The organism is Francisella sp. LA112445, from assembly GCF_012224145.1.
Taxonomy (GTDB): Bacteria; Pseudomonadota; Gammaproteobacteria; order Francisellales; family Francisellaceae; genus Francisella.
This window is the reverse complement of sequence record NZ_CP041030.1, coordinates 1,485,035-1,506,725: the sequence shown is the minus strand read 5'-3', so window position 1 is coordinate 1,506,725 and position 21,691 is coordinate 1,485,035. Positions and strand designations below refer to the sequence as shown.

The window sequence follows — 21,691 nt, the reverse complement described above, 5'->3', positions numbered from 1 at the left end:
ATAAGTCGTTACTCTCTTATTTTATATTTTATACCTTCCATACTTTAGATCTTCCAAAATCTTTAGATAAAAGAGTTAATCTAAAATTTAGAATATATAGCTAAAAGTATTTTAGAAATAATACGTTATTTCTTTAGGTCTGCTCACGGAATATAGTTAAATCTGATAACTGTAAATTTATTTTAAAGAAATATGGAAGAATAAATTATTAGAAAGTTTGAGACTTAGTTATAAGCTATATTTTTGACACCATCAACCCATGTCCAACCTTGGTAAGAATCAGAGTTCATAATCCATGTCATTAGACCACCATATTGCTCGTAATTTCCAAGTCCACCATTTGTAATATCAGTAGTGATATCAACAGGATTATATAACCCAGAGCCTGAACAAGAAGCATCAGCTAAGCATAGTCCTTGTTTATATTGAGCATCTGTAACTGATGGACCTCTATAATTAGGTACACCTAAAACAATCTTAGTATTTGAAGGTATTGTTAGGTTTTGGTCTGTTAATCCAGGCATGGATTTTTGTGCTTCTTGGCCTAGTAGTTTAAATGTCATGCTTAAGAAACCTACATCTTGGCCTTTTTTACCATCAAAGATCGCACCACCATATTGGTTATAAGTTTGTATAAATACTGCATCAAAATGAACTCTATCCATAAAATCTTGAGTATAGAATGGTTCAGCAAATCTAGCATAACCACTTGCCCATTGGCCAGAACCATACCAGCCACTTATCTGAGGTGCTGCAGTTAGGAACATATCTTTACCAGTTATTTTCTTATACTCAGCTCTTGTAGCTTCAATATAGCGTAAGAAATTATCATCATCTTTAGCTGATCCTACTGGATGCTCAACATCGATATCTAGACCATCAAAATTATGCTCAGCAATGAATTTACCCATAGTCTTACCAGCAGATACAGCTTTATCACCACTCATGTCAGGCATAAAGAAGTTAACTCCTCCGCCTATAGCAACTAGAGCAATACCATTATTTTGATGAATAGTTTTCATTTGATTTGGTAAATCTGCTAATAATGATTTGTCCCATTGAAGTTTCATGCCATCAACCTCAAAGTCACTATCAAAGAATACAGTCCCATCATCATTTTGACCAATAAATGAATATACTAGTACATTATAACCATGGTGAAGAGCTTCAGATATCATGTGATTAGTTGTATTAGGTTGGGTTTGCCATGGAGCATCATATCCTCTAACATAACCAACAACAACTCTATTTGGCCAGTCTGAGTTAGAAGAAGTGTTTTCTGTAACGTTAACAGTTAATTGTTGGTTATCTTGATTTGCTGAGAAAGAAGATGGCGATACAGAAAGCGTGTATCCAGCCATAGCAGCAATAGTAGCGCTCCAGATAGATCCATCTTTAGGTATTTCAACAGAGACAGGAGTGTTGCTGTTTAGTACAATTTCTTTAGAATCACCTTTATCATTAGATAAAGTTAGAGTCGTATCTTTACCTTCAGGTAATCCACTTACAGAGATAGATACATTTTCTGTAGGTATCGCTTTTTTATCAAAGCTAACATTTATATTTGATGTATTGAAATTATAGACAACTACAGAATAGGTTTTAACAGGAGTGTAGTTATATCCATTTGTAGTAAAGCTACCAACAGTTAACGTATAAGCAACTCCATTTTCAGATGATGGGATATGATCTAAAGTAAGGGCTTTATTTATTTCAATATTGCCACTACTTATAACATTCCCTTCGGAATTAGTAAGTGTATATGTTGTAGAGACATTTGTAGTAACGTCACTTGAATCAGCACTAATTTTGATAGAGCCTTCTTCAGCAGGTTTTGGTGCTGTATACTCCACAGAGACAGTTTGAGAAGCATCTTTAACGAGAGTAAAAGATGCTGGACTTGCAGACCCTGTAGCTCCATCAATAGCAGGTACACTTACAGTAAGCTCAGCACTATCGCCTACAGTTACATCTAGATTAGTAGTAGATCCCCATTTAGCATCTTTAGTTTCTGCTACTTTTACACCATTTTTAAGAATTTGTACATCAGCTAATTTACCGTCAGCAATAAAATTAGGCTTAGCAGGAAGAACAACAGATACAGTAGCTTTACCTTGTTCTGCAATAGGTCCTTCATTTTTCCAAACTCCCCATTGACCTGATTTAGCTGGATTTTCACCACGTGTCCACCATTTAGCAGTATATAGATTGCCATCATATATTGCTTGAGAAGGAGCATTACTGTCACTAGGGTTATAAACAGTATTAGGATCCCATTGTTTAACAGAACTATCTGGTGTTGGAGCAGGTGTAGGATCTGGGCTTGGTGTTGGCTCTGGATCTGGAGTAGGTGTTGGGGTAGGCTCAGGTTGTGGATTTGGATCACTACCAACTACATCCCAAGCATCACTACCGTATGTTCCACTAGGTTTATAAGCAGCTATTTGACACCATCCTGAAGCAGGCCAACCTTTACATTTGTATGTTTTACCATTGTCAGTTACAGTAGATCCTGCAACATATGATGATAGATCGTTAGTAGACCAAGCCTCTGTTGCATTAGCAATAGAGAATGATCCTATACCTATCAAGGTACAGATCATAGTGGGTGTTAGTTTTAATTTATTTCTCATGGGTTATCTCCTTATAAATTTACTAAGAATGAAAAGTGTTTTGTTTTACATCTTAATTATATGAATGCAAAAAAATAATTAGCAATCAAAAGTCTTTAAAACAGTGCTTTATTATGGCTTCACTAAGTGAAACTTTTGTTATTTATCGAGAAAGGTTTATTTTGTCTTTAGTGCTCTTAATAATATCTTAAAGTTATGAGTGTCAACATATGCGAATTTAATAGGACTTATTAGATTTTGATAAATAAAAAATGAGACTTGCTGCAAAATAGATATTGGCAAATATGGTTCTAACCAATAACAGAATTTAAAACTATAAGAATACTCGATTAATTATTAAGCATTTTAAATGCTATAATTTTGAGCATGTTGATTTTTGATGATTATTAATGCATAAAAGAATTTTCTTACTATCTTTACCTTTAATATTTTCTAATTTGGTTTTACCAATGGTAGGAATAGTAAATACTGCTATTATCGGTCATCTTAATAATAGTAGTTATTTAGCGGCTATAGGTTTAGGTGTTTCTATATTAAACGTTATATGCTTATTATTTGCTTTTTTTAGAATGAGTTTAACAGGTTTAGTAGCTCAAAATATTAATGATATTGAGAAAATGTTCTGTATAGTTTTAAGAGCAATAATAGTTGCAAGTATTATTGCAGTAATTGTTTTCATACTAAAGCCTTTTATCTTAAATTTAGTTCTAAGCATAATTCATACTGATAGTGAGGTGAAAAGCTTATTTATTAAGTTTTATAATATTGCGATATATGTATTTTGGTTTGCGTTACTAAACTTTATTTTCTTAGGTTTTTTCATAGGTATAGGTAAGACAAAAGTAGTTTTATATAGTTCTTTGATTTTAATGATCTTAGCAACTAGCTCTAGCGTGATTTGGATTATATTTATGCAGTATAATGTTGTGGGAGTTGCAATCTCTTTGGTGTCGGCATATTGCGTTACAACTATGTTTTTACTTACAAGAACTTATGGATTCTTTGTGAGTAATAGCTTAAACATAAAAAATGTTCTTAAAGAATTTGATTATTTCACAATTAGTGAATACATACCTTTTTTAAAACTTAATACTAATATTTTTATACGTTCATTGTGTTTATTATTATCGATGAATTCTTTTTATATATTTTCAGCGCAATATGGTAAAGATGTTTTAGCAGCAAATACAATATTGATTGAAGTTAGTTTGTTTATGGCAATGTTCCTGGATGCTTTAGCTAACACCACAGAATCACTAGTTGCCCAAGCTTATGTAGATAATAACCAAAACATTTTTAAAGAGGTAGTCAGTAAGACATTATTACAGAGTTTAGTAGTAACATTTATTCTAGTATTTATTTACGCTCTTTTTAAAGATCACATAATTACTATATTTACATCTTTAGTTGATGTGAAGTACCAGGTTAATAAATATATCTTATTTTCGATATTAATCCCAATAGCTGCAAGTTTTAGCTTTTGGATCGATGGTGTTTTTGTAGGTTTATTAAAAACTGTAGCTATGAGAAATGCTATGATTTTAGCAGCTTTAGTTTATATTATAGCTGTAATTTTATTAGGATCGTTCGAAAATTATGGTTTATGGCTGGCTTTGATATTATTCTATATAGCAAGGACAGCATTCTTAATTCCACCATTAAAGTCTTATTTGAAAAAAGGAGTTTATTAAATGCCTCATATCATATTAGAAATACCTCAAGAATTTAATATTGGACTAGCAAAACAAGCTATAGATATATCTCAAGAATATTTAACAAAAGAATTACCTACAAAACTAGAATCATTTAAAAGTAGGGTTTATCGCTATGAATATTGTAGTGTAGCGGGTTCTAATGAAAAGGAACTTATCCACATTAAAATAAAGGTTTTGGCAGGACGCAAGCAAGAACATTTAAACACTCTATCAGCTAATCTGAAAAGTAAAATTTTAGATATGTTAGGTGAATGTATCAACATGGATAAATACACAGTTACTCTTGAGATAGTAGAGCTTCCAGCAGCTTATGCTCGTTAATGGTTTGATTATTGATAACATTGTACTAATATATATAAAAATTTTTTAAAAAATCATTAAATGAAAGAATACAAGAGACTTCTGTTTTCGACATTAGGCGCTGCCTTTGAATATTATGATACGGCGATATACTTTGTCTTTGCTATGACTATCGAAAATAAATTTTTTGATAAAGGTAGTTCTATCAGTGGTATGCTGTTAGTTTTTCTTGTGTACATCGTTGGCTATATTATTAGACCTTTGGGTGCTTGGGCATTTGGCTATATTGCAGATATAAAAGGAAGGGCATTTATACTTCGTTTGAATATGGGATTATTATTTTTCTCAACAATAATATTAGCATTTTTACCAACGATTGAAAGTATCGGCGTATTTGCAACTATATTGTTTGTTTTTTTACGTTGTATACAAGCATTAGCTATTGGCGCAGAAATACCTGTTTCTGTAGTTTATATAGTAGAGAATTATCCCAAAAGACAAGGTTTCGTAACTAGTATGGTATTTTGCTGTCTGAGTCTTGGAATTATGATGACATCATTAGTCTTATTCTTATTAAATCATCTTACTAGTCAAAATTTTGTACATGAGTATGGTTGGAGAATAGGTTATTTCTTAGGAGCATGTTTTACTCTTGCTTTGTTCTTTTTTAGAAAAAATATTATTGATTTGCCTCAGGTTAAAGAGGCTATAGCTAATGAGCAAGGTAGAGCTTCCTCAAGAGGAGTATTTATTATTAAGACGATAGTTGGTATATCTCTGGTTGCTGCTATTGCAATGCTATTTACACAGCTGTATTTATTTTTACCGACATTCCAAAAGATGTATATCGTTTCTAAATTTGACTTATCAGATTTACTTCTAACTGGGTCTATAATAATGGCAATAAGCTGTTTAGTAGGTGGTTTTATTAGTGACTATGTATCTAAAGCTAAGATGTTAGCGTTTTTGATTATCGTATCAATGGTTGTAAGTCCTATTTTCTATAAAAATATAATTGATGGTAAAGATATTTTTGCGAGCTTTATTATCTTATCAATAGTTATGGGATTCTTTGCATCAACATATAATGTCATAATAACTAATTTCTTTAAACTTGAATATAGATGTAGGGGGTATGGAATATCTTATAATTTAGGCTATTTAATATTCTCAGCAGGAGCTCCAGCACTTACAATATCGCTAATTTCTTCTACTAATAGTTTATTGATTCCGATATATCTAATAATTGCAGCGGGAGTAGTTTCTCTATTAGGGATCGTTGGAGCTAGTTATTTTATGAAAAAGGTTTAAATATCATTGAAGAAGGGTCAGATTTAAATTGATTATAAAGCTCAATTATATATCTATCAGTCATTGATGATATATAGTCGCAGATAATTCTAGCTTTACCTTGGGCGTTGTGAGTGTTGTAAAATATTGCCCCAATATCATCAGGTAGAAGGCTCTCATTTGTATCAGAGCTAATCAAAATATCAAAGATCTCAGAAATAATTTCTCTACCACGATACCTTAGAACATTAAGTTTTGGAGATTTTATTATCTTAAATAAAATATATTTTTTTAGAACCTCAACTTGCTTTCTAATTTGGTCATTTAGATAAACTTTAGAGATAATAGGAGCTTTTTGATCTATATCAATCTCAATATTTTTAATACAACTGTTGACTAATCTTGATGTTAGTTTTGTACGTAGAAGACTATTATTAGCTATATTCTTTGAGATTTTGTAGATATCTCTACAGTCAGAATCAAAATCTATATAGTCTGAGAAGATATCCATTAAGATGAATTTTATCTCATCTCTAGTTATTTCAAGATCCTTAGGCATAGCATTTAAAATCTTTTCAAGAAGTCCATCATCAATACTAGCCATAGATAGCGGATCAATAAACCCTCCTTTAAGAGCATCTTCAACATCATAAGTTGAATAAGCAATATCATCAGCTACATCCATGATATAACACTCAATAGTTTTGAAGTTACCTTCTGCAGGTGTTAAATTATATGGTTCTAATAGTTTTTGTTTAATATCATCAATAAGTCTAGCTTCCTCATTATAGTAGCCTTTAGTTAGTTGGCCAAGATTGCTAATAGGAGGTATTAGATTATCGTATTTTATAGTTGCTGCAAGAGTTCTATAAGTTAGGTTAAGACCAAAGCTTTGTTTTTGATCAACATCTTTTTTTGCAGTATGAGAAATTAGGCGAAGTGTTTGAGCATTACTTTCAAAGCCACCAAAGTTACGCATTTTTTTATTTAAGGCAACCTCTCCATTATGTCCAAAAGGAGGGTGACCAATATCATGACAAAGAGCTGCTGTTTCAATAAGATCGTAATCAAGGTTAAGATCATGTTCAGCATTTAGCTTAACAGCTATAGATTTAGCTATTTGTGCTACTTCTAAAGAATGAGTAAGTCGATTTCTAAAAAAGTCATTTTCAAAACTTGGAAATATTTGAGTCTTTGCTTGAAGTCTTCTAAATGAGGAAGAGTGTACAACACGCGCATAATCTCTTCGAAAAGGCGAGAAGTTTTCTTTTTTAGAAATATCGTTATTTTGTCTTAGATAATCATTTTCATGATAAAGGTTTATAGGCATATAAGATTCAATAATATATAGCTTTTATATTTACATATTAGATTAAATACGAGTATTTTCAAGTCTATATATTTAGCTATTTAAATTAAAGTGGTAATTAAATTATCTGTTTTAAGAAAAACTTTATTGAATTACTTTTTATCTTTTTGACCAAGTTCTATAAAAGTCTTTAATATATCTGGTTTTTCCAATAGGCTTGGTAGTAAACTCATAATCATTTCATTTTGACTATTTTGATTAGGAGCGTTTAATAAAACTTTAAAATTTTCATCCTGTTTATCGATCAGTTTTGAAATTTGTTCTTTAACATCTTTACGAGTTTCATCAGATATTGTTTCTACTTTTGCTACTTTTGTTTTTATTTCATCAAGTAATTTATTTGCCTCATCTTTAGTGCTTTTTGCTTGCTCTAGTTGAGCTTTTGAAAGAAAACCTTGCCAAAATGCAACTCCAACAGCAACTAAAGAAATAAATAAGCTAACAATATTCAAAGTATTCATTAATTAACCTTTATGGATAAGAGATATAGATACAATATATATCTTTAAAGAAGATTAAGCAAATTCAGGAAATAAGAAATTACTTTTGAACATCAAATCTGCCAAGCATCATAACTTTATGCCAAGCTTTAGCAAAATCATTGACAAATTTTTGCTCATTACCATTTTCAGCATAAACTTGAGCTACAGCTTTAAGTTCTGAGTTTGAGCCAAAGATTAGATCTACAGGTGAAGCTGTCCATTTTTGCTTACCTGTTTTTCTATCTATACCGATATATTCTCCAGCATTTGTATCAGATTTTTTCCACTCTGTAGACATATCTAGTAAGTTTACAAAGAAGTTGTTATTAAGCTGTCCTGGAGTTGCTGTAAATACACCTTCTTGAGAGTCATCATAGTTTACATTTAGTGCGCGCATACCACCAACTAATACTGTCATCTCTGGGACATTTAGATCAAGCATACTTGCTTTTTCAACTAAAGCTTGAGGTAATTGATTAACAGCTATACTACCATCTGTGTAGTTTATAAAACCGTCAGCTTTAGTTTTTAGATAATTAAATGACTCAATATCAGTTTGGGCTTGTGTAGCATCTGTTCTACCTGGAACAAAAGGTATCTCTATAGTATAACCAGCTTGTTTAGCTGCTTGCTCAACACCTACATTACCACCTAATACTATCAAGTCAGCTAGAGAAACTTTAGTACCGTCTTTCTTGCTATTATTAAAATTAGCTTGGATTTCTTTAAGCTTAGTAATAACAACTTCAAGTTTAGCTGGTTCATTCATTTGCCAATCTTTCTCTGGAGCCAAAGCAATTCTTGCGCCATTTGATCCACCTCTATAATCAGTTTTACGATATGTAGAAGCAGAGTCCCAAGCAGTTCTTATAATCTGTTGGTTAGTAAGTCCAGAGCTTATAATATCTTGTTTAAGCTGTGCAATATCTTGAGTCGATACTTGTTTGTAGTCAGCTTTAGGGACAGGATCTTGCCAGATAAAGTTTTGTTCAGGGATCCAAGGACCTATATATCTAGACTTAGGTCCCATATCTCTATGAGTTAGTTTAAACCATGCTTTAGCAAACTCTTCTTTAAACTCTTCTGGATTGTTATAGAATTCTTGAGCATATTTATTAAACTTAGGATCTTCTTTTAGCGCAAGGTCTGTAGTAAACATTATTGGCTTATGTTTAACTCCTGGTTTATGAGCATCAGGAACCATATTTTCAGGTTTAGCATTTGTTGCAACCCATTGATGAGCGCCTGCTGGAGATAATGTTTTTTCATAATCTAAGTTATATAAATTATTTAAGAAATCATGGTTCCAATATGTAGGTGTTGAAGTCCAAGAACCTTCAAGGCCGCTACCCATAGTGTCATCACCTTTACCAGTGCCATAACTATTATGCCAGCCAAAACCTTGTTGTTCGATTGGTGCTTTATCTGGAGCTGGACCAATATCTTTTTTGACATCTTTGGCAGGTACTGCACCATGAGTTTTACCAAATGTATGACCTCCTGCAATTAGTGCAACAGTCTCTTTATCTGTCATACCCATACCACTAAATGCCTGACGAATAGCCTCACCAGCTTTCTTAACGTCTGGCTTACCATCAGGGCCTTCTGGGTTTACATAGATTAATCCCATTTCTGTAGCAGAGAATGGCTTGACTAGCTTACCATCTTTGACATTGCTTGAAAGCTCTTCTGGAGATAATCCCCAGTTAGTATCATCGCCTTGCCAATCATCTTCTCTACCAAATGCAAATCCAATAGGTTTCATACCCATAGACTCTAAAGAAACTGTACCAGCTAAGACAAGTAAATCAGACCAAGAGACAGCATCACCGTATTTTTGTTTGATAGGCCATAGAAGTTGTCGAGCTTTATCTAGGTTTACATTATCTGGCCAGCTATTTAAAGGTGAAAATCTTTGCTGACCACGATTAGCGCCACCGCGACCATCAGATACTCTATATGTACCAGCATCATGCCAAGACAGTCTAATAAAGAAAGGTCCATAATTGCCAAAGTCAGCAGGCCACCAGTCTTGCGATTGAGTTAGAAGCTCTTGTATATCTTTTTTTAGTTGCTCTGTATCAAGCTTTTTAAAAGCTTCACGGTAGCTATAGTCATTACCCATTGGGCTATCTACAATATTTAAGTTACGCAAAGGAGATAAATTTACACTTTGGGGAGATAGGTTGCCTCTGTTTTCTGCGAAAGCACTATCTCCAGATAGTAACATACCAGACATTCCTACAGCAGTGACAATTTTTTTTACCATGGTTAGTTCCTTTTATTGGTTTAGTTTGTAGCTTTAATCTATCAAGTAATTAGATAAATCTAATGCTTGTTTATAGCTAATCCAAATATCTTTTAAAACCATTTTGTCATCCTATGGCTTGACCATAGGATCCACTCACTATGAGTCTTAAAAATTAGATTCTACGATCAAGTCGTAGAATGACATATATTTCGAATTAACTATATGTTTAGGCTCTTGAGTATTTAAGATAGACTTAAGCCTATAATTCGATTCTATTTAATCTGGTAAATTGAGTCAAATAGTAATTAGTTATATCAATAATAAATATTTTTTATAGGTGTTTCTGAGTTTTAAAGGCGTAGCTTAGTGTGGTAACATAATAGCTATCAAATATTGAATAATAAGCTTATTAATTATTATGTTGTATGAAAATGTATTAAAAATGCCAAAGGCTGAACTTCATCTACATATAGAGGGTACACTAGAACCTGAGATGATGTTTCAATTAGCACAAAGAAATAAAGTAAGTCTTAAATACAGTTCAATAGATGAAATTAGAAAAGCATATAACTTTAACAATCTCCAAGATTTTTTAGATTTATACTATCAAGGTATGTCTGTGCTAATAACAGATCAAGATTTTTATGATTTGACTTATGCGTATTTAACCAGAGCAAACCAAGATAATGTAACACATACTGAGATATTTATAGATCCTCAAGCTCATTTAGAAAGAGGAATAGCTTTATCAACTATATTTAGCGGTGTGACTGAAGCTATTAAACAAGCTGAAAAGGATTTTGGTATTAAAGCTAGTATAATAGTATGCTTTTTGCGTCATTTATCGGAAGATCATGCACTACGTTCTTTTGAAAAAATAATGAATTTTCGTGAGAGTTTTATAGGTATAGGCTTAGATAGTAGTGAGTTAGGTAATCCACCATCTAAATTTAAAAGAGTCTTTGAACAAGCAAAAAAAGAAGGACTATATTTAGTTGCGCATGCTGGTGAAGAGGGTCCTGTTGAGTATATTTGGGAAGCTATAGATATGTTAGGTATAGATAGGATAGATCATGGTAATGCAATCTTACATGATGAGACATTAACACAAAGAATTATAAAAGATGATATTGCTTTGACTATGTGTCCTTTATCAAATAAGTCTTTAAAAGTTACACCTGATTTATCTAAACATCCTGCAGCTAAGCTTTTAGAAAAGGGTGTTAAAGTAACTATCAATTCAGATGACCCTGCATATTTTGGTGGTTATGTTAATGAAAATTATAGGCAGATAGCCCAAGCATTAAATTTATCTGAAGCTCAAATTATTAAGCTTATAAATAATAGTTTAGATGCAAAATTTATTTAACTATACTTTCTAATAACTCTTTTTCAAAATTATGAGCTTGAGATTTCTGAGACTCTTTTAGGGAATTTATAAGTATTGAAAAAGCATATTGATTATTGTCTTTAATAAGGTATCCAGATAATGCTATACCTGTAGTTTGAGTGCCTGTTTTTGCAAAAACTTTACCTTTAAGATCATTACCTTTGAAATTTTTTAGAGTGCCTGTTTCACCATATATCGCTAGCATATTTTTAAAAAGCTTATAATCTTTGTTTAAAGACATTTTATACAATAAGTTTACTAGGAAATTAGGATTTAGTAGGTCATTATCTGACATCCCAGCGCCATCCTCTAGTTGTATACTGTCAGTGTCTAGCTTGAGTTTATTTTTTAATATTTCAAAAGTAGCATTCTTCCCAGATATGATGCTACCAACACCGTTATAATAATAGCCGATAGTTCGTAGTATTGTTTGAGCATATAAATTGTCTGAGATAACTAGCATATGCTTTAATAATGTATCTAATTTAGCAGAGTTATGTTCAGCTAATAAAGTAGTATTATTGGGAAGTTTTGTAATAACTTTTATACTCTTGACTGTAGTGATGTTTAGCTTCGATAGCTCTCTTAATACGGCTTCTTTCATTGTAAGTTTTGGATTTTGAACTGCAAAACTAAAAGTATAGGTATTCTTAGGTAAACATCCTGAAAGAACTAAGGTTCCATCATAGTTATAACCATTAAACTGACATGTTTTAAGTTGTTGTTTATTGGCAACAAAGAGTTGATTTTTAAACTTTAAAGGTTCACCAGATATTTGTTTAATATTAAAGGCTTGCTTTTCAGGTGTTAACTCTAGTGCTACAGAATTTTCATTAAGATTATAGATTGAGCTTGGTGTTCCATAAGCAAATATTGCGCTAGACTGGCTTTCATTTATAGAAGTATTGCGACCTGTGAAAAACTTATTAACAAAATAGACTTGGTTAATCTTATTTATTTTAGAAGTCTTTAATGAGCTTAATAGATTTTGTAAGTCTTTAGTAGTAAAACTAGGATCTCCAGAAAAAACTATATATAGATTATTTATAGTATGATTTTGAGATTTATCATAATAAAGTTTGGTTCTGTATTTAAAATCTTTCCCAAGGTATAGTAAGGCAGCCGAGCTAGTTACAAGCTTAGTATTACTAGCAGGGATGAAGTTTTTATCAGCATTTCTTGAGTATATAGTTTTACCATTATTTAAATCTATAATTTTAACTCCAACTAGGGCAGAGTTAAGTTGATTCGACTTTATTGTTTTATCAAATGATTTATCAATCTCTGTAGAGTTTAAAGAGTATGATATTGATGAGATAAATATTACAGAAGTTATTAAAGTCTTTAATAAATTATTGAAAGCCATCTAGGAATATAATCTAGTTCTCGGAAACTTTATTATAGCCAAGGTTCCAACATATTGCCAAAAGAACTATAGCAATAACACAAGCACTTAGTAAGAATACGAATACAGCATTCCAGCCTAAGAATGTAGCAATCGCGCCAATTACAGCTTGAGCACCAACAGTACCTAAGAAATAACCAAATAATCCAGTAAAACCTGCAGCTGTTCCACCTGCTTTTTTAGGAACAAGATCTAAAGCTAATATGCCAATCAAAGCAACAGGGCCATATATTAATATTCCCATTGCAGATAATGATGCCCAAAGAACTACAGGGGTATTACTATACCAATATACTAATAATGCACAAATAAATAAGACCATACAGATTACACTCATTGGAGCTCTACGGCTACCAAAGAATCTATCGGTTAACCAACCAATGATTATAGTTCCTGGAATTGCTGGTAGCTCAAACATAGCATAAGCAATAAGACCATCAGAAGTTGATAAATGCTTAACATGAACTAAGTAGTAAGGAGCCCAGCTTCCAAGACCATATCTTGCGCAATATACAAAAGCATTTGCAACAGCTATTAACCAAACCCACTTATTATTTAACACATACTTAAAGAATATCTCTTTAGCTGAGAATTCTTTCTCATGGTGAGCTTCTGCTGTAGTGTAACCTTTGTATACTTCAATAGCTGGTAAACCTAGTGATTGAGGGGTATCAGCACCAAAGATTAATATTAAAATACCTACACCTATACACAATGCACCAGCGACATAAAAAAGTCCATGCCAGTCGCCACTAAATAGATATAATCCAATCGGAACTACAATGATTGCTAGACATCCAGCACCTACATTGTGAGCGGTATTCCAAATTCCCATTTTAGTTCCACGTTCATTAGCACAGAACCAGTGAGTCATGATACGTGCACAAGCAGGCCAGCCCATACCTTGAGACCAGCCATTTAAGAACATTGCTATAAACATAACAAGAACACCTAGAGAAAGTAGGCTAGGTAATAATAAGTTGATAAAACCTGTAATAAATAAGCCTATAGCTAAGAATACTTTAGCATTACTTCTATCAGAGATATTACCCATGAGAAACTTACTGACACCATAAGCAATACCTAAGCCAGCACCTATTAACCCTAGCTCATCAGGTGATAGTGTTGTGATATATTGTTTAGATACATCAAAACTACTTCTACCAAAGTAGTATGTGAAGTAGCCAATATATGCAACTAGGAACATTCTTAGTCGCCAGTGAGGGTATAGTTTTTGTATTTGCTCTTTAGCTAGTAAAGGCAAGTTTTTTGCAGGTTTTAAAAAATTCATAAAGTTATCGGTATCTTTGGTTTATTTTACTATTAGGTAGCAATTAGTTTAGTTTAAGAATTTTTATTCCTCAATAAAAATTTACTTATATGATAAAAATTATAAATTAATATCTTTTAGATTGTCTTTGGAAAAGGAATATTAGGATAAGCAGGAGGTAGATCAAGTCCTTTTGCTGCTTCAAGGCCTCTCAAAATATCAGGCCTATCAGTTATAATGCCATCAACTCTCCAGTCAATAAGCTTGCTTGCAACATTATAATCAAAGTCAGTACCTTCTCTTTCTGTCCAGCCCCATGTTACAACCTTAAGCCCTAGTTTATGAGCCTCATCAAGATCTTTTTTAGTTAAGTCTTTTTCATATGGTTCCCAGAAAGTACCACCTAGTTTCTTAACCATTTTTGGATAGTTATAATTGTAATCTTTAGGATCAAGAGGAGCAGTTAGTTTTTTACGTCCTGCCATTTTCTTAACTGCTTCACTATTCATAGGATCACTATAACTATCTGTTAGATAAGCTGTTTGGACTTTTGGATTTAGCTTCTGAAGGTCAATTAGTGCTTGCCATTCAAAAGCTTGTACTTCAACACTACTAGAAATATGATTTTTAACTAGTATTTTATTTAAAGCATTAGCCATTTCTTGTGGCTTCCAACTTTGATCAGGTTGATTAGGGTTTGTCTTTATTTCTATCTGTAAACGAACACGACTACCAACATTTGATTTAACATAGTTTATTACTTGTTGTAATGTAGGTATGTGTACGCCAGACATTGCAACATGATTTGGATACATTTTTGCAGTTGGAGAGTTTGGTTTTATGTAGCCAACAGTGTATTGTTTTAATTGAGCTAAGGTTAGATCCTTTATTGGTATCTCTTTTTTGATCCAGTTACCATTTTTATCTTTGGTTAGGTCAGGATTTAGAGTTAGGTTATGAGTTACTACAAGAACTTTATCTTTGGTCATGTTGATATCCATATCAACTACATCAACACCAACGCGCATAGCTGCAGTATAAGCAGGGAGAGTATTTTCTGGAGTTAATGGGCGTAATCCTCTATGAGCATAAATGTTAACAACATCAGCAATGGCAAAGTTTATAGAGCAAGCTAAAATAGCAGTAGTAATTATCTTTTTAAGCATAATTTAAAGTTATTTTTTTTGATTTTGAAATAATTACTTAATTTGCTGTAAATAGCAACACTCGTGATAGCTAAAATAATTTAAATAAATTAAATTATATAATCTGTAATATTTAGATATTTTTTGGAAAAGGAATATTAGGATAAGCAGGAGGTAGATCAAGACCTTTTGCTGCCTCAAGACCTCTTAGAATATCTGGTCTGTCAGTTATAATGCCATCAACTCTCCAGTCGATAAGCTTGCTTGCAACATTATAATCAAAGTCAGTTCCTTCTTCTTCAGTCCAGCCCCATGTTACAACTTTAAGACCTAGTTTATGAGCTTCATCAAGATCTTTTTTAGTTAAGTCTTTTTCATATGGTTCCCAAAAAGTACCACCTAATTTTTTAACCATCATTGGATAGTCATAGTTGTAATCTTTAGGATCAATAGGTGCTGTCCATTTTTGGTAATTTGGCATTGTTTTTGCTTGTTGAGTATTCATAGGTTCAGTTGTGTGATCTGTTAAGTAAGCTGTCTGAATCTTAGGATTTAGCTTTTGTAGATCTACTAAAGCTTGCCATTCAAAAGCTTGTACTTCAACACTACTAGATATTTGGTTTTTAATAAGTATTTTATTTAAAGCTTCAGCCATTTGTTGAGCTGACCAGCTTGCCTTAGGGTCATAAGGATCTGTTTTTATTTCGATTTGTAGACGAACTCTGCTACCAACATTTGACTTAACATAGTCTATTACTTGTTGTAATGTCGGTATATGAATACCTGGCATTCCGACATGGTTTGGATACATTTTTGCAGTTGGAGAGTTTGGTTTTATATATCCAACAGTGTATTGTTTTAATTGAGCTAGAGTCAGATCTTTTATTGGAATCGCTTTTTTGATCCAGTTACCATTTTTATCTTTAGTTAGATCAGGGTTTAGAGTTAGGTTATGAGTTACGACAAGGACTTTATTTTTAGTCATATTGATATCCATATCAACTACATCAACCCCAACACGCATAGCATCAGTATATGCTGGAAGTGTGTTTTCAGGAGCTAGTGGACGTAATCCTCTATGCGCATAAATATTAACAACATCTGCAAATGATAAGCTTATAGAACAGATGAGTATAGTAGCGACAATTATTCTTTTAAACATAGTCTGAGAAGTTAACTTCATAATTTTCAAATAATTACCTAATTTATCGAAAATAGCAATAGCTATGATTTAAATTTCATTTTGAAATTTAATTAATTTATAATTCAATAATATTTTCTTTAATTAGAATTGAAATGTTTGATAAGCGAAAAGGCTTTGCTATAGCTTTACTATTAATAATATGCACTTTAGGGTTAGTCTATTATTTTTTAAGATCTAAAGCAGAAGTGATACCTGGGTATATTAGTACGGATATTAGATATATATCCTCAGACGAAAGTGGCAGACTTTTAGATTTAAAAGTTAAAGAAGGTCAATATATTACAAAAGGTCAGCAATTATTTGTACTGGATTCATCAAAAAATCAAACTCTTCTAAAATCAAATAAGTTTTTACATCAAGCATCAGTAGCGATAGCAAATAATTTGTCTAAAGGTAAAAGACAACCGTATTTAGATAGAACTAAGCTTGATATAAAAACAGCTAAAGCAAATTTAGAGGTTGCAAAAGAAGAATATGTTCGTCAGAAAGCCTTACTAAAGGATGATAGTACTTCTAAGAAACAATTTGAGCAGGCTAAAGGAAAACTTGTTGAGGCAATAAACCAAGTAAGAAATCTTGAAGTTATGCAAGTTATGAATAAAATGCCAGCTAGAGAAGATCTAGTTGCAGCAGCTAATTATATGTCAATGTTTGTTAATAGTAATTCAAATTACTTACAACAAAAGATAGATTCTGCAGATGTAAAAGCTTCTCAAAATGGCTATGTTTATCAAATTTTCTATAGAGTTGGTGAAGAGGTCAGAGCATATAACCCAATTATAACAGTTATCAATCCTCTAGATGTATATGTGGTTTTCTATGTATCAAAGCAAGATTTAGCAAAAGTACAAATAAACCAAAAAGTTAGTATTGAAAATACTGATGGTAAAAATATTCCAGCAGAAATAAGTTATATATCAAATAAAGCTGAATATACACCTCCGCTACTATATGGTATAAACTCTGATTCAGAAATTTCTTTTGAAGTTAAGGCTAGAGTGCAATATTCACCCAAAAGCTCATTAATCCATATAGGTGAACCTGTGAAGGTAGAGTTACAATGAACCAAAGCTTAGAAGATAACTTTATTATTGATGTAAAAAACCTAACTAAAGTTTATGGTGAAAAGACTGTTGTAGATAATATATCTTTACAAGTAAGAGAGGGTGACATTTATGGTTTTTTAGGGCCTAATGGCTCAGGTAAAACTACATCGATAAGAATGGTTTGTGGTTTGCTGCCAATAACAAAAGGAGAGGGAACTTGTCTTGGTTATGATATTGGTACACATGCTAGTGTTATCAAGCAGCAAGTTGGTTATATGACACAGAAGTTTACGTTATATCCTGACTTAACCGTTAAAGAAAATCTTAAAATTTTTGCTAGATTGCATAGTTTGAAAAATATCAAAGAAGCTGTAAATAAAACTATAGATAATCTTCAAATGGGTAAAGCAAGAGCAAATCAAAAGGCTTATGAGCTTTCAGGTGGTTGGAAGCAAAGACTAGCTCTTGGGGTAGCTACAATTCATGATCCAAAACTTTTGCTTTTAGATGAGCCAACTGCTGGAGTTGACCCTAAAGCAAGAAGAGAGTTTTGGGATTATATTTCAACTTTATCTAGTAAAGGAATAACTACATTAGTTTCTACTCATTATATGGACGAAGCAGAAAGATGTAATAAGCTATCTTATATTGCTTATGGTAAGTTACTATCTAGTGGCACACAAAAAGATATAATAGATAGTTGTGGTATCAAAACATATAACATTTCAGGTAAAAATGTCTATAAAGTCGTTTTAGAATTGCAAGGTAATGAAAAAATTGAACAAGTCTCTATGTTTGGTAGTAGTGTACATTTAAGTGTTAAAAATAACGTAGATGTAACAGATATACAAAAAGAATATAGTGAGTTTGAATGGCATAAGATAGATACATCTTTAGAAGATGCTTTTATATTTTTAATGAAAAGCCAACAGGATAACTTTGCATGAAACATTTTGATATTAATAGGTATTATGCAATTTTCTTGAAAGAAGTTATTCATATGCTTAGAGATAAGGTGACTATTGGACTTGTCATAGGTATCCCTTTGATTCAAGTAATACTTTTTGGCTTTGCTATTAATATGAATCCAAAGCATTTAAATACAGCTCTTGTTAATGGTGATAGAACAATACAGACAAATTATCTTATTGAGAAAATTAATAATACAAAATACTTTGATATTAAGTATCAGAACCTTTCACGGAGTCAAGCTATGACCTTGATGCAGAAAGGTAAGGTTCAATTTATAATTGATATTCCTCCAAACTTTACAAAAGAAGTCTACCGAGGACAGTCTCCAAATATTCTAATAATAGCTGATGGTGCTAACTCTGGGACAGGAGCGGCGCTCGATGCAATAAATAAAGTTAAATCTATATATAGCCAATATTTTTCAAATAAATCATTAGTCCAGCAAAAGCAACCATTTAATTTTGTAATTCATAATAAATATAATCCAGAAAATAAAACGCAAAATAATATTGTTCCAGCCCTAGCAGGAGTTATTTTAACAATGACTATGGTTATGGTTACTTCTTTGACTATAACAAGGGAGAAAGAGTATGGCACAATGGAGTCATTGCTTGCGACACCTGTAACATCTCTAGAAATCATCTTTGGTAAAATAACTCCATATATAGTAGTGGGTTATATCCAACTGCTACTAATTATATTTTTTGCTAAAGTAATATTTGGTATAACAATTGTGGGTAGTATTTTATTGCTACTTGTAGCGACATTTCCTTTTATTATAGCTAATCTTTTAGTAGGAATAACTTTTTCAACAGTTGCTGATACACAGTTACAAGCAATGCAGATGACATTTTTCTTCTTCTTGCCATCAATATTATTATCAGGATTTATGTTTCCTTTTGAAGGGATGCCTGAATGGGCTCAAGTCATAGGCAATATATTGCCACTAACACATTATTTAAATATAGTTCGAGGAATTTTGCTAAAAGGGGCAGGATTCTTTGATATCCTAAATAGTATCTATCCTTTATTAATCTTTATGGTGGTTGTAGCAGCTATCTGTTTAAAGAAATATAAAAATACAATTTAATTCATTTAAGTGAAATTTTCTTCTACTTAAATACCAACTACTTTTATGGTATCTTTATAGCCTTAAACTTTAAATAAATAATAAAAATAATAGGAAGTAAATTGTTAGATTATAAAAATACCTTTATAGGTAGGAATATAAAAAGTGATGTTCTATCTGGTATCGTTGTAGCTGTAGCTCTAGTACCTGAAGCAATAGGGTTTTCTTTGTTGGCAGGAGTTTCACCAACGGTTGGTTTATATACAGCATTTATACTTGGTTTTATTACAGCTTTAGTAGGTGGTAAGCCTGGTATGATCTCAGGAGCTACTGGTTCTGTAGCTGTTGTTTTAATTGCTTTAGGGATACATATTCATGCGATTATTCCAGCAGATGTTTTACATAGTATGACCAAAGAACAAACTAGTATGTATATTCTGCAATATATATTGTTATGTACGATTATGGCTGGGGTATGGCAGATTTTAATTGGTTTATTTAAACTTGGTAAATTTATTAGACTAGTTCCTCAGCCTGCGATGTATGGTTTTGTAAATGGTTTAGCAATTGTAATTGCGATGGCTCAGCTTAGGTTTTTCCATGATGCAAATATATGGATGTATGCGTTAGTAGTTATAACAATGGCAATAGTATATTTTGTACCTAAGATTACAGATAAAGTGCCATCAGGACTTGTAGCTATTATATTTGTAACGATAGTAGCAATAGCATTTAAGCTACCTGTTGAAAATATTGGGCAATACCAAGATATATCAGGAAGCTTCCCAACTTTTGCTATTCCAGATTTTCATTTAACATGGGCATCTTTCTGGGTTGTATTACCTTACTCAGTATTAGTAGGATTAGTAGGTCTTATAGAATCCTTACTTACACTATCAGTTTTAGATGAAATGGATGGTAAAAGAGGTAGTGGGAACCAGGAGTGTGTGGCACAAGGTGTTGGTAATATTACTTGTGGATTCTTTGGTGGTATGGCAGGCTGTGTAATGATTGGACAATCTATAATCAATTTCACCAATGGTGGTAGAGGGCGTTTATCATCATTAACAGCTTCAGTTCTATTGATTAGTTTTGTAGTTGTCTTATCCCACTGGATATCATTGATACCTCTAGCAGTTTTAGTAGGTATTATGTTTATGGTTTGTGTAAATACTTTTGCTTGGGAAAGTACTAATAGACTTAGATATATGCCAAATTCGGATAAATTAGTATTGATTATCGTAACAGTTATTACAGTCTATGCAGACTTGGCAGTAGCTGTGATTTCTGGTGTGATTGTATCGGCATTAGTATTTGCATGGAAAAACTCACAAGTAAGAAGTAGAACACACCGTGAAGAAGATGGTACAAAAGTATATGAGTTTTTTGGTCCACTGTTTTTTGGTTCAACAACTTCTTTTATGAGTTTATTTGATATACAGCATGATCCTGATAATATTGTCTTAGATTTTGCTAATTCTAGAGTTATGGATATATCTGGAACTGAAGCTATAGATACTATAACTAAGAAATATTTAGATTTAGGTAAAAAGGTTACTTTGCGACATCTAAGTGAAGATTGTCGTGAGATATTAAAAAATGCAGGTCCATACTGTGTTTTCGAAGAAATTGATCCAACATATAAAGTAGCGAGGGATATATAAATGGAAAAAACAAAAATAAATACAGCAAATGCACCTCAAGCAATAGGTCCATATGAGCAAGCTATAAAAGTTGGAGGTATTGTTTATACTTCTGGCCAGATCCCTTTGAGATCAGATGGAAGCATGGCGGGTGAGTGTATAAAAGAGCAAACTACTCAAGTTATGCAAAATTTAAAAGCTGTATTAGAAGCTGCAGGATCTAGTCTAGATAAGGTTATTAAAGCTACTATCTTTATCAAAGATATGACTGAGTTTACTACAATTAACGAGATATATAGTTCTTTCTTTAATGGTAACTTTCCAGCTCGTTCATGTGTTGAAGTTGCTAGACTACCAAAGGATGTTCGTGTTGAAATAGAAGCTATTGCTATAGCTGGTTAATCATATAAATCACTAAATTTTTCTAAACTTAATTTTCCTTAATATTTTAAAGTTTTAAAAACTATTTCAAATTTTGTTTATAATTTAAATATTTAGTTCTAATAA

Annotated in this window: 17 protein-coding genes; 9 read left to right on the top strand and 8 right to left on the bottom strand. The window is 32.2% G+C overall.

From position 1 onward, the window contains the following. Positions 1-224: 224 nt before the first annotated feature. Positions 225-2,633 carry a glycosyl hydrolase family 18 protein gene (locus FIP56_RS07355; protein ID WP_192578283.1) on the bottom strand — a complete coding sequence of 803 codons (2,409 nt, stop codon included), beginning with the start codon at positions 2,631-2,633 and terminating at the stop codon, positions 225-227. A 389-nt stretch (positions 2,634-3,022) separates the two neighbouring features. Here FIP56_RS07355 and FIP56_RS07350 point away from each other — a divergent pair, with 389 nt between their 5' ends. The 3 genes from FIP56_RS07350 to FIP56_RS07340 are packed head-to-tail and all read left to right on the top strand — an operon-like array spanning position 3,023 to position 5,959. After that, positions 3,023-4,324 carry an MATE family efflux transporter gene (locus FIP56_RS07350; RefSeq protein ID WP_192578282.1) on the top strand — a complete coding sequence of 434 codons (1,302 nt, stop codon included), beginning with the start codon at positions 3,023-3,025 and terminating at the stop codon, positions 4,322-4,324. After that, on the top strand, positions 4,325-4,669 hold the full coding sequence (locus tag FIP56_RS07345) for a hypothetical protein (protein WP_192578281.1): 345 nt from the start codon (positions 4,325-4,327) through the stop codon (positions 4,667-4,669). 60 nt (positions 4,670-4,729) lie between these two features. Next, entirely contained in the window at positions 4,730-5,959 is a 1,230-nt protein-coding gene (locus FIP56_RS07340; RefSeq protein WP_192578280.1) for an MFS transporter, read from the top strand. On the opposite strand, the gene dgt is transcribed toward FIP56_RS07340, so the two are convergent. The 3 genes from dgt to katG all read right to left on the bottom strand — a co-directional run bounded on the left by dgt (position 5,943) and on the right by katG (position 10,058). Further along, complete coding sequence (gene dgt, locus FIP56_RS07335; protein ID WP_192578279.1) at positions 5,943-7,268, bottom strand: dGTP triphosphohydrolase; 1,326 nt, start codon at positions 7,266-7,268, stop codon at positions 5,943-5,945. The genes FIP56_RS07340 and dgt overlap by 17 nt on opposite strands. A 131-nt stretch (positions 7,269-7,399) precedes the next feature. Then, a complete protein-coding gene (locus FIP56_RS07330) occupies positions 7,400-7,768 on the bottom strand; it encodes a hypothetical protein (protein ID WP_192578278.1) in 369 nt (122 codons plus the stop codon). 79 nt (positions 7,769-7,847) lie between these two features. After that, on the bottom strand, positions 7,848-10,058 hold the full coding sequence (katG, locus tag FIP56_RS07325) for a catalase/peroxidase HPI (RefSeq protein WP_192578277.1): 2,211 nt from the start codon (positions 10,056-10,058) through the stop codon (positions 7,848-7,850). A 400-nt stretch (positions 10,059-10,458) separates the two neighbouring features. Between katG and FIP56_RS07320 the strand changes: the two genes are divergently transcribed. After that, positions 10,459-11,409 (top strand): adenosine deaminase, encoded by a 951-nt coding sequence (locus tag FIP56_RS07320; RefSeq protein ID WP_192578276.1) that lies wholly within the window; start codon positions 10,459-10,461, stop codon positions 11,407-11,409. Here the strand turns inward: FIP56_RS07320 and dacB are convergent. The 4 genes from dacB to FIP56_RS07300 form a co-directional block, all read right to left on the bottom strand. Continuing rightward, complete coding sequence (gene dacB / locus FIP56_RS07315; protein ID WP_192578275.1) at positions 11,402-12,796, bottom strand: D-alanyl-D-alanine carboxypeptidase/D-alanyl-D-alanine-endopeptidase; 1,395 nt, start codon at positions 12,794-12,796, stop codon at positions 11,402-11,404. The two genes, FIP56_RS07320 and dacB, sit on opposite strands and share 8 nt — an antisense overlap. Before the next feature lie 13 nt (positions 12,797-12,809). After that, a complete protein-coding gene (locus FIP56_RS07310; protein WP_192578274.1) occupies positions 12,810-14,126 on the bottom strand; it encodes an MFS transporter in 1,317 nt (438 codons plus the stop codon). A 116-nt stretch (positions 14,127-14,242) separates the two neighbouring features. After that, a complete protein-coding gene (locus FIP56_RS07305; RefSeq protein WP_192578273.1) occupies positions 14,243-15,271 on the bottom strand; it encodes a glycerophosphodiester phosphodiesterase in 1,029 nt (342 codons plus the stop codon). Between the two features lie 112 nt (positions 15,272-15,383). After that, positions 15,384-16,412, bottom strand: a complete 1,029-nt coding sequence (locus FIP56_RS07300; protein ID WP_192578868.1) for a glycerophosphodiester phosphodiesterase — start codon at positions 16,410-16,412, stop codon at positions 15,384-15,386. 134 nt (positions 16,413-16,546) lie between these two features. On the opposite strand from FIP56_RS07300, the gene FIP56_RS07295 reads away from it, so the two are divergent. The 5 genes from FIP56_RS07295 to FIP56_RS07275 all read left to right on the top strand — a co-directional run bounded on the left by FIP56_RS07295 (position 16,547) and on the right by FIP56_RS07275 (position 21,586). Beyond that, positions 16,547-17,518 (top strand): HlyD family efflux transporter periplasmic adaptor subunit, encoded by a 972-nt coding sequence (locus tag FIP56_RS07295; RefSeq protein ID WP_192578272.1) that lies wholly within the window; start codon positions 16,547-16,549, stop codon positions 17,516-17,518. Then, entirely contained in the window at positions 17,515-18,447 is a 933-nt protein-coding gene (locus FIP56_RS07290) for an ABC transporter ATP-binding protein (protein ID WP_192578271.1), read from the top strand. The genes FIP56_RS07295 and FIP56_RS07290 overlap by 4 nt, the downstream gene beginning before the upstream one ends. Then, a complete protein-coding gene (locus tag FIP56_RS07285) occupies positions 18,444-19,562 on the top strand; it encodes an ABC transporter permease (protein WP_192578270.1) in 1,119 nt (372 codons plus the stop codon). The genes FIP56_RS07290 and FIP56_RS07285 overlap by 4 nt, the downstream gene beginning before the upstream one ends. A gap of 101 nt (positions 19,563-19,663) precedes the next feature. Beyond that, a complete protein-coding gene (locus FIP56_RS07280; RefSeq protein WP_192578269.1) occupies positions 19,664-21,205 on the top strand; it encodes a SulP family inorganic anion transporter in 1,542 nt (513 codons plus the stop codon). Then, positions 21,206-21,586: a RidA family protein gene (locus FIP56_RS07275; protein WP_192578268.1), complete on the top strand. Its 381-nt coding sequence runs from the start codon at positions 21,206-21,208 to the stop codon at positions 21,584-21,586. Positions 21,587-21,691: the final 105 nt, after the last annotated feature.

What these genes read in the sequence shown, in the direction of transcription:
- FIP56_RS07290 (WP_192578271.1), top strand. Translation starts at nt 17,515, where the DNA reads ATGAACCAAAGCTTAGAAGATAACTTTATTATTGATGTAAAAAACCTA.
- FIP56_RS07275 (WP_192578268.1), top strand. Translation starts at nt 21,206, where the DNA reads ATGGAAAAAACAAAAATAAATACAGCAAATGCACCTCAAGCAATAGGT.
- FIP56_RS07345 (WP_192578281.1), top strand. Translation starts at nt 4,325, where the DNA reads ATGCCTCATATCATATTAGAAATACCTCAAGAATTTAATATTGGACTA.
- FIP56_RS07295 (WP_192578272.1), top strand. Translation starts at nt 16,547, where the DNA reads ATGTTTGATAAGCGAAAAGGCTTTGCTATAGCTTTACTATTAATAATA.
- FIP56_RS07350 (WP_192578282.1), top strand. Translation starts at nt 3,023, where the DNA reads ATGCATAAAAGAATTTTCTTACTATCTTTACCTTTAATATTTTCTAAT.
- FIP56_RS07330 (WP_192578278.1), bottom strand. Translation starts at nt 7,768, where the DNA reads ATGAATACTTTGAATATTGTTAGCTTATTTATTTCTTTAGTTGCTGTT.
- FIP56_RS07340 (WP_192578280.1), top strand. Translation starts at nt 4,730, where the DNA reads ATGAAAGAATACAAGAGACTTCTGTTTTCGACATTAGGCGCTGCCTTT.
- FIP56_RS07355 (WP_192578283.1), bottom strand. Translation starts at nt 2,633, where the DNA reads ATGAGAAATAAATTAAAACTAACACCCACTATGATCTGTACCTTGATA.
- dacB (WP_192578275.1), bottom strand. Translation starts at nt 12,796, where the DNA reads ATGGCTTTCAATAATTTATTAAAGACTTTAATAACTTCTGTAATATTT.
- FIP56_RS07300 (WP_192578868.1), bottom strand. Translation starts at nt 16,412, where the DNA reads ATGTTTAAAAGAATAATTGTCGCTACTATACTCATCTGTTCTATAAGC.
- FIP56_RS07310 (WP_192578274.1), bottom strand. Translation starts at nt 14,126, where the DNA reads ATGAATTTTTTAAAACCTGCAAAAAACTTGCCTTTACTAGCTAAAGAG.
- FIP56_RS07305 (WP_192578273.1), bottom strand. Translation starts at nt 15,271, where the DNA reads ATGCTTAAAAAGATAATTACTACTGCTATTTTAGCTTGCTCTATAAAC.
- katG (WP_192578277.1), bottom strand. Translation starts at nt 10,058, where the DNA reads ATGGTAAAAAAAATTGTCACTGCTGTAGGAATGTCTGGTATGTTACTA.
- dgt (WP_192578279.1), bottom strand. Translation starts at nt 7,268, where the DNA reads ATGCCTATAAACCTTTATCATGAAAATGATTATCTAAGACAAAATAAC.
- FIP56_RS07285 (WP_192578270.1), top strand. Translation starts at nt 18,444, where the DNA reads ATGAAACATTTTGATATTAATAGGTATTATGCAATTTTCTTGAAAGAA.
- FIP56_RS07320 (WP_192578276.1), top strand. Translation starts at nt 10,459, where the DNA reads ATGTTGTATGAAAATGTATTAAAAATGCCAAAGGCTGAACTTCATCTA.